10 protein-coding genes and 1 pseudogene are annotated in these 7,069 nt (G+C 65.5%); 3 read left to right on the top strand and 8 right to left on the bottom strand.

The annotated features are described in order from the left end of the window. A pseudogene (locus AC1DYX_RS25565) lies at positions 1-453 on the bottom strand (hypothetical protein); the annotation flags it as partial. A gap of 244 nt (positions 454-697) precedes the next feature. On the opposite strand from AC1DYX_RS25565, the gene AC1DYX_RS25560 reads away from it, so the two are divergent. Further along, a complete protein-coding gene (locus tag AC1DYX_RS25560; RefSeq protein ID WP_477264102.1) occupies positions 698-1,132 on the top strand; it encodes a hypothetical protein in 435 nt (144 codons plus the stop codon). 108 nt (positions 1,133-1,240) lie between these two features. Here the strand turns inward: AC1DYX_RS25560 and AC1DYX_RS25555 are convergent, their stop codons facing one another. Beyond that, the gene (locus tag AC1DYX_RS25555) at positions 1,241-1,519 is read right to left on the bottom strand and encodes a hypothetical protein (RefSeq protein WP_477264100.1); all 279 of its coding nucleotides are present in this window, start codon (positions 1,517-1,519) and stop codon (positions 1,241-1,243) included. An 89-nt stretch (positions 1,520-1,608) separates the two neighbouring features. Here AC1DYX_RS25555 and AC1DYX_RS25550 point away from each other — a divergent pair, with 89 nt between their 5' ends. After that, the gene (locus tag AC1DYX_RS25550) at positions 1,609-2,256 is read left to right on the top strand and encodes a pyridoxamine 5'-phosphate oxidase family protein (RefSeq protein WP_477264098.1); all 648 of its coding nucleotides are present in this window, start codon (positions 1,609-1,611) and stop codon (positions 2,254-2,256) included. On the opposite strand, the gene AC1DYX_RS25545 is transcribed toward AC1DYX_RS25550, so the two are convergent. Then, the gene (locus AC1DYX_RS25545) at positions 2,243-3,013 is read right to left on the bottom strand and encodes a DUF3108 domain-containing protein (RefSeq protein WP_477264096.1); all 771 of its coding nucleotides are present in this window, start codon (positions 3,011-3,013) and stop codon (positions 2,243-2,245) included. The two genes, AC1DYX_RS25550 and AC1DYX_RS25545, sit on opposite strands and share 14 nt — an antisense overlap. Before the next feature lie 104 nt (positions 3,014-3,117). Between AC1DYX_RS25545 and AC1DYX_RS25540 the strand changes: the two genes are divergently transcribed. After that, on the top strand, positions 3,118-4,254 hold the full coding sequence (locus tag AC1DYX_RS25540) for an RNA-guided endonuclease InsQ/TnpB family protein (RefSeq protein WP_477264094.1): 1,137 nt from the start codon (positions 3,118-3,120) through the stop codon (positions 4,252-4,254). Between the two features lie 25 nt (positions 4,255-4,279). Here AC1DYX_RS25540 and AC1DYX_RS25535 read toward each other — a convergent pair whose 3' ends face one another. The 5 genes from AC1DYX_RS25535 to AC1DYX_RS25515 form a co-directional block, all read right to left on the bottom strand. Further along, positions 4,280-4,981 carry an MBL fold metallo-hydrolase gene (locus AC1DYX_RS25535; RefSeq protein WP_477264091.1) on the bottom strand — a complete coding sequence of 234 codons (702 nt, stop codon included), beginning with the start codon at positions 4,979-4,981 and terminating at the stop codon, positions 4,280-4,282. After that, positions 4,982-5,455 (bottom strand): DUF6691 family protein, encoded by a 474-nt coding sequence (locus tag AC1DYX_RS25530; RefSeq protein ID WP_477264089.1) that lies wholly within the window; start codon positions 5,453-5,455, stop codon positions 4,982-4,984. Positions 5,456-5,465: 10 nt separating this feature from the next. Continuing rightward, a complete protein-coding gene (locus AC1DYX_RS25525; RefSeq protein ID WP_477264087.1) occupies positions 5,466-5,900 on the bottom strand; it encodes a YeeE/YedE family protein in 435 nt (144 codons plus the stop codon). 2 nt (positions 5,901-5,902) lie between these two features. Beyond that, the gene (locus AC1DYX_RS25520; RefSeq protein ID WP_477264085.1) at positions 5,903-6,223 is read right to left on the bottom strand and encodes an ArsR/SmtB family transcription factor; all 321 of its coding nucleotides are present in this window, start codon (positions 6,221-6,223) and stop codon (positions 5,903-5,905) included. Between the two features lie 51 nt (positions 6,224-6,274). Continuing rightward, the coding region (locus tag AC1DYX_RS25515; protein WP_477264083.1) for an OBAP family protein at positions 6,275-7,069 on the bottom strand (795 nt) is incomplete at its 5' end.

Raw genomic sequence — 7,069 nt, 5'->3', positions numbered from 1 at the left:
GCCCATCTCGGCCTCGTCCTCGTCCGGCTTGCCGAGGGCGAGCAAGGTATCGAGCGCGGCCAGCACGTTGCGCGCCAGCGGCGTGATCCGGTAGACGGCGGCCGGGTTGTCCCACGCGAGCAGGCCGTGGCTGCGCAGGCGGCCCAGCACCGTCTCCAGGCTTTCCGGGATCAGGTAGGCGAACTTCGTGTTGATGTCGGCGCGCGAGAACGCGGAATCCATCGCATCGGACGCGAGTTCGCGCAGCACGAGCAGGCGCACGATGACGCCGTCCTGCGAGCCGTGGAACAGCGCCGTGAACGCCTGCAGCATCGGCTGCGCGCGCTTGAGGTGATACACCTGCTCGATCTCGTCCGGCGCCACCCCCTCCTGGAAGTGGGTCTGCAGCGGGTCGAGCTCTTCGAGCGCTGGGAATTGGGAGTCGGCGGCGGCTGCCGCCAGGTTGTCGATCATCGTAAGGCTTACCAGTCTGCTGTCGCGCGCGGCACAGGAAGCCGGCGGGCGCGGGGGCGCCAGTATATCAGTTAAGGCTTGGCAACTTATACGGAACGGCTTGCCGGGGTTCACATCTGGCGAATATGCAACGGTGCGAAGCGCCGCTTGAATGTCAATCAAGCAACCTCAGCCGCGCGCCGCCCATCTGTGGTTCGCATAATAATGAACGTTGCGAAATTTACATTTAACAAGGAGGAATGCCATGCAACGCACACTTGTAGCCGCAGCCGTCGTGCTGGCCGCCTGCCTGACGTCGACCGCCACCCTGGCGGCCCCCACCCCCAAGCAACAGAACGGCATCACCTATGTCAATGGCGGCGTCGGCCAGGAAGAGCAGGCCACGATGCAGGCCCTGCGCGCCGACTACAACCTGCAGCTGACCTTTGCCACCAAGCAGAGCGGCGCCTACCGTTCCGACGTCCAGCTCGACATCATGGACGCCAAGGGCAACGCCCTGGTGAGCGCGGCGAACACGGGGCCGATGTTCTTTGCGAAGCTGCCGCCGGGCACTTATCGGATCAGCGCGGCGGCCGAGGGCAAGACGTTCAAGCGCACCGTCAAGATCGGCAGTGCGCCCAAGGAGATGGTCCTGCATTGGGAAAATGACAACCCGGACGATCCGGGGCCGGAAGAATGAGCTTTTTCCCTACGCATTGCATATCACGATGACGTAGGGTGGGCACTCCTGTGCCCACGCGTTACGCATGCATGACGCGAACGTCCGCGTGGGCGGAGGCCGCCCACCCTACATCGGCGAGCCGCCGCACGAGTTCGTCCATCCGGTCGGCCGGCACTTGCGCGTAACCGAGCAGCAGGCCATTGCACGCCGGCCCGCCGGGCAGGCGCAGCGCCAGGTGCATGCCCGCCGAGGCACCTTCCACGACGGCGACATGGCCCAAGTGCCGGCCGCCAGCGTGCCGTCGCGGATCGCCGCGCGCAGGCATTCGTGCAGCAGGCGCTGGCGCGGCCAGGCATGGCGCGCGTGGACGCGGCCGAAGGCGTCGAGCAGTAGTGCGTAGTCCATCGTGGCTCTATGAAATTCATCGCCTCTGGACCTGTTCCGGGAGCCATGCCGCAGATTATAGTCGGGCTTCCATCCACACCATCGAGGCCATGAATACTGCTCCTTCCACCCGTACCGAAGTCAAGCGCGGCGCATCCAAAGCATCCTGGGATCCCGCCCTGCTGCACGCCATCGTCGATGCCGCCTACGTCTGCCACATCGCCTTCACCGACGCGCACGGCACGCACTGCATCCCCACCGCCTGCTGGCGCGGCGGCGATTTCCTGTACATCCACGGCTCGAACGGCAGCCGCATGCTGCAGCGCCTGGCCGAACAGGATTGCTGCGTGACGATCACGCACCTGGACGGCCTCGTGCTGGCGCGCTCCGCCTTCAATCATTCGATGAATTACCGCAGCGCGATGATCTACGGCCGTTTCGAGACCGTCGGGGAGCCGGCCAAGCGGCAGGCGCTGGAAGACTTCATGGACCACCTGGCGCCGGGCCGGCAAGCCGAGGTGCGGCCGGGGAACGACAAGGAATACGCGGCCACGACCGTCATGTGCATCCCGCTGGCCGAGGCAGCCTGCAAGACGCGCAGCGGTCCGCCCGACGACGACGAGGAAGACCTGGGCATCGCGGCCTGGGCCGGCGTACTGCCCCTCGCGCAGGCGCGCGGGACACCGGTGCCGGACGCGCATTGCACGGTCGCGGCGCCGGACTACGTCTGCGACTGGCCGACGGTTATTTCTTCGTGATCTTTTCCAGCGTCTGCTCGACGTAATCCCGGTCGTTGTCGCTGAACCGCAGCTTGACCGGATACCATTCGAGTCCGGGCGCCAGCCACAGGTCGAGGGCCTGGTCCTTCGAACCCGGCGGCGGCGCGCGCATCACGTGGACGGCATCCACCTCGCCGAACGCGGCCCCGGCCTGGACTTTTTCACGGCCGACCACGCGGAAGGTCCACGGATCGGCATCGTGCGGGCCGATGACGAAGAACCGCCATTCCGAGCCCGGCTTGAACTTGTCCTTCGCGGCCCGGGCGACCGCCACCAGCTGCCAGGAGATCGATACGCGATCCTGCTCGCCGCCCCTGATCGGATACGACTTGTCGCCCTCGCTGAACGTGATGGTCTTGCCGTCGCGGTCGAAGGTGGCCGTCGTCGGGTCCTTGCGGAAGCGCTTGTCGAAGTACTCGGTCGGGGCCAGGCCCCAGGCGTCGACGACACCCGTGCTGCGGTTTTCCGTCAGCTTGCCCAGCATCGCCACGCGCGACTCGGCGCTGATGGTGTACTTCGTGGCGCTCGCGCGCCAGGTCAGCAGCGCATCGCCGCTCAGGCTGAACCCGTGCTGGCGTGCGCCGATGGCGTAGTTCAGGTCAGCCGACGGCGGCAGGTCGAACGGGCGCTTGACGGCCGGATGGTCCTCCGCCGCGACGGCCGGGCCACTCCAGGCCGCCATGGACAACACCCCGGCGACCACGCCCGCGCTTGCCAGTTTCAACACATTCTTCATCAGGTACTCCGAGAAACCCCGTCCTTCAGGGCGGGGAGGAAAGGAGCCGATTGCGCAGCAATCGATGCCTTTCGGTTGTCAAAAATGCTGTATATAGTCACAGCATGATTCTTGTTTATCGTTACCGCGTGAAATCCCTTAACGGGCTGCTCAACAGGCAGTCGCATGCGTGTAACKTTGTCTGGAATTACTGCAAYGAYCGGCAAAAGGATGCGCTGCGTTTTGGCCGCCCCTGGCTGTCGGGTTTCGACCTGAACAAGCTGACGACCGGCAGCAGCAAGGAACTGGGCTTGCATTCCGGGACSGTSAAYGCGGTCTGCGAACAGTACGCCAAATCGCGTTCGCAAATGAAGCGGCCTTATCTTCGCTATCGCGGCAAGCGTTCCTTGGGTTGGGTACCGATCAAGGGGCGGGAACTGAAGCGGGAAGGCGATGCCTTTCGCTTCGCGGGCAATACCTTCCGCGTCTTCAACAGCCGGCCGCTGCCCGAAGGGAAGATCAGGGACGGCACCAACTTYTCGCGCGACGCGCGCGGGCACTGGTACCTGAATATCGTGATCGACGTGGCCGCGCCCGATATCGATGCCCGGCAACCGCTGCACGGTGTCGGTATCGACCTCGGCCTGAAAGACTTCGCGACGCTTTCCACGGGCGAAAAGATAGAAGCGCAGCGGATCTATCGTGGTGCCGAAGAAGCRCTTGCGTTGGCGCAGCGCGCCAACAAGAAGCGGCGCGTCCAGGCGATCCACGCRAAGATTGCAAACCGTCGCAGCGACTTCCTGCACAAGCTGTCGGACCGCATTGTCCGGCAATTCGACTACATCGCGGTCGGCAATGTCGCCGCCGCCAGACTCGCCAGGACCGGCATGGCGAAGTCTGTTCTCGATGCCGGCTGGTCGACCTTCCGACATCAACTGGCGTACAAGGCTGTTARGCATGGCGCCTGGTTCGAGGAAGTCGATGAAAGTTTTACTACCCAGGTCTGTTCGGATTGCGGCGCCATGCCCGATTCGCGGCCGAAAGGTATCGCAGACCTTGGAATAAGAGATTGGCAGTGTAGTGTTTGCGGTTGTCGACATGATCGCGATACCAATGCTGCGATAAACATTCTCCGTCGCGGACGTGCGACGCTAGCTGTAGGAATCCCCGTCCTTCAGAGTGGGGAGGACGTCAAAAAGAAACGGATTCTAATGGAGACGGTCGTGCCTGTGGCCGCCGGCCATGCAAAGCGGTCGTTTTAACGTGACGGATCACGATAAAGATGCGTCAAACACCATGCGGCAGCCCGAGATTGCGGTTCGCCGGCACGGCGATGTCGATCAGTTTCGGCTGTGGCAGATGCAACCCGTTCATCAGCGCAACGAAATCGTCCCGTCCGCGGCCGGATAGACGCGCGTTGTGCGCCTTTTCCCAGCCGATGGTCGACACGGCCTGGCCCTTGTAGTCATGCCCCGGCCACACGCGCGTCGCATCCGGCAGGGCGAACAGCTTCGTCGTGATGCTGTCGTACAGTGCCGCCGCGCTGCCGCCCTGGAAATCCGTGCGGCCGCAACCGTCGACCAACAGGGTGTCGCCCGTGAACACATTGCCGCGCCAGACGTAGCACATGCTGCCCGCCGTGTGGCCGGGCGTGTGCAGCACCGTGATCGTCTCGCCGCCGCCGAAGCGGATGACGTCGCCGTCGCGCAGCTGCACCTCGGCCGGCGGCACCTCGCAGCCACCCGGGACGGCGGTATGCGCTCCCGTCAACTGGCGCAGTCGTCCCGCCGACGTCACGTGGTCGGCATGCACATGGGTCTCGATGATGTATTCCAGACGCAAGCCGAGCCGTGCCACGTGGGCGAGGTCGCGCTCGCAATGGTGGTCGACCGGGTCGATGATGACGGCGGCATCGCTGCCCGGCGCGGTGAGGAGGTACGTGTACGTCGACGACACCGCGTCGAACAGCTGGATCGGATTCATCTGCATTCACTCTCCCGTTGGACCGGCCGCGACGTGCGGACCAGCAAGGTTGGRGTCACGGCGGCTGGCACGGATGCGCTCGGCTACCTCGAATATTGCCATGCCCGCCACCATCGCGGCAACGAACAGCAAGGTGGAGCGGCCGCCGACGGCCAGCGCCGTTAGCGCCGGGCCGGGACAATAGCCGACCAGCCCCCAGCCGATGCCGAACGTGACGCTGCCCAGCACGAGCGGGATGTCGATACGGCCGGCGCCCGGCACGTGGATGCGGTGGCCGAACAGGGGGCGCACGCGCGTGCGGGCGTAGCGGAACGCGAAGGCGGCGACGAGGATCGCGCCCACCATCACGAACAGCAGCGACGGATCCCATGCGCCGGCCACGTCGAGGAAGGCGAGCACCTTGGCCGGGTTGCTCATGCCGGAGAGGATCAGGCCGGCGCCGAACAGCAGGCCGGACACGAAGGCGGTGACGAGGTTCATGGTCGCTCCTTTAGTGCCCCACGACATGGCGCACGACGAATACGGTGATGAAACCGGCCGCCATGAAACACGCGGTGGCCAGCAGGGAACGCGGCGACAGGCGCGCRATACCGCACACGCCATGGCCGCTCGTGCAGCCGGAGCCGAAGCGCGTGCCGATGCCCACGAGCAGGCCGCCGATGGCCAGCATGGCGGGCGAGTGGTCGATCTGCGCGGGCGGCATCGCGCGCATCGTCAGCCAGACGAGCGGCGCGAGGAACAGCCCGAGCACGAAGCACAGGCGCCAGGCGATGTCGCCGCGCGCCGGGCGCAGCAGGCCGCCGAGGATGCCGCTGATGCCGGCGACGCGGCCATTGGCGATCAGCAGCAGCGCGGTCGCCAGGCCGATCAGGATGCCGCCCGCGAGCGCATCCCACGGGGTGAAGTGGAGCCAGTCGATTTGCATGATCAGTCCTCCTTGGGACAGTAAAGCTGGTACAGCAGCCGCAGCACGGCAAGCGCTTCCGGGCTCGCCACGCTGTAATGGATTTGCTTGCCGTCGCGGCGCGTGGCCACGAGGCCTTCCTGGCGCAACACGCCCAGCTGCTGCGACAGCGTCGGCTGACGGATGCCGAGCGCCGCCTCCAGCGCGCCCACGGTCTGTTCGCCCTGGGTGAGTTGGCACAGCAAGAGCAGGCGATCCGGATTCGCGAGCGCCTTCAGCAGGCCGCCGGCCTGGGCGGCGGCGGCACGCATGGCGTCCACCTGGGGATGGGTACGGGTGTCCATGCGCTCATTCTATAAAATTACAATCTATAAAGCAATAGATTGTTGCTGGCGTCAGCGGGGGCGCGGCGCGCTGTCGACGACGCCCGGGATGTCCTGCGTCGGCCGCGGGAACTGTCCCTTCAATACGTCGACGCCACCCTGCGGATGCGCGAGCGGCTTCAGGTCGGCGCGCGCCTTGCGCTTGTCGCCAGTATGCACCTTCATCCGGGTATCGCGTTCTTCCTGCAGGTTCGGCAGCATTTCGCCGTCACGGTTGAACGACCACGCGAGCATCGGCGGCCCCAGCGGCACGCTGTCGCCCGTCTTGCCGTTGACACCCGTATTCCACACGTGCCAGGTCTTGCCGTAGCTGTTCATCTTCTTCTTCATCAACGCGTGCTCCGCCGCCGCCGGCAGGCCGGGTGCGATCAACTGGCCGCTGAGGATCTCGCCGTTGTGCGGATGCCAGTACTGGCGCTCCTCGGGCGGCAGGATGGCGTACATTTTTTCCGAGATGATGTATTCGATGCCGTTCAGGTTCGCCGTGCGCGTGTTGCCGTCGAACAGGACGCATTGCGCCAGGTCTTCGTTGATCTGGCGGCAGAAATGGTGCGCCTCGACCTGCATCTCGGGATTGTCCTTCATCGGGTGGAAGCCGTTCAGGTAGATGTCGAACCCGGCCAGCGGCGCGTTGCCCTGCAGAATCCTGGCGCCCGATTCCAGCATGCGCGTCTGCGCGTCCTTGGGCGTGCCGGCGGGCGTCGTCCCGGGCACGGAGCGCTGGGCGGCGGCGGCCGTGCAGAGCAGGGCGCCGGCCAGGCCGGCCGCGGCGGCCGCGACGGTGATACGTGATGGGACCATGTCTCC

The organism is Massilia sp. P2_C2, assembly GCF_056404615.1.
Note: the sequence above shows the minus strand (reverse complement) of the source record. Positions and strands in the feature narration are given on the sequence as shown.

Bases quoted from the DNA above. Each gene is read 5' to 3' on its own strand.
- AC1DYX_RS25535 (WP_477264091.1), bottom strand. From the start codon at position 4,981: ATGCAGATGAATCCGATCCAGCTGTTCGACGCGGTGTCGTCGACGTAC.
- AC1DYX_RS25555 (WP_477264100.1), bottom strand. From the start codon at position 1,519: ATGGACTACGCACTACTGCTCGACGCCTTCGGCCGCGTCCACGCGCGC.
- AC1DYX_RS25560 (WP_477264102.1), top strand. From the start codon at position 698: ATGCAACGCACACTTGTAGCCGCAGCCGTCGTGCTGGCCGCCTGCCTG.
- AC1DYX_RS25545 (WP_477264096.1), bottom strand. From the start codon at position 3,013: ATGAAGAATGTGTTGAAACTGGCAAGCGCGGGCGTGGTCGCCGGGGTG.
- AC1DYX_RS25550 (WP_477264098.1), top strand. From the start codon at position 1,609: ATGAATACTGCTCCTTCCACCCGTACCGAAGTCAAGCGCGGCGCATCC.
- AC1DYX_RS25520 (WP_477264085.1), bottom strand. From the start codon at position 6,223: ATGGACACCCGTACCCATCCCCAGGTGGACGCCATGCGTGCCGCCGCC.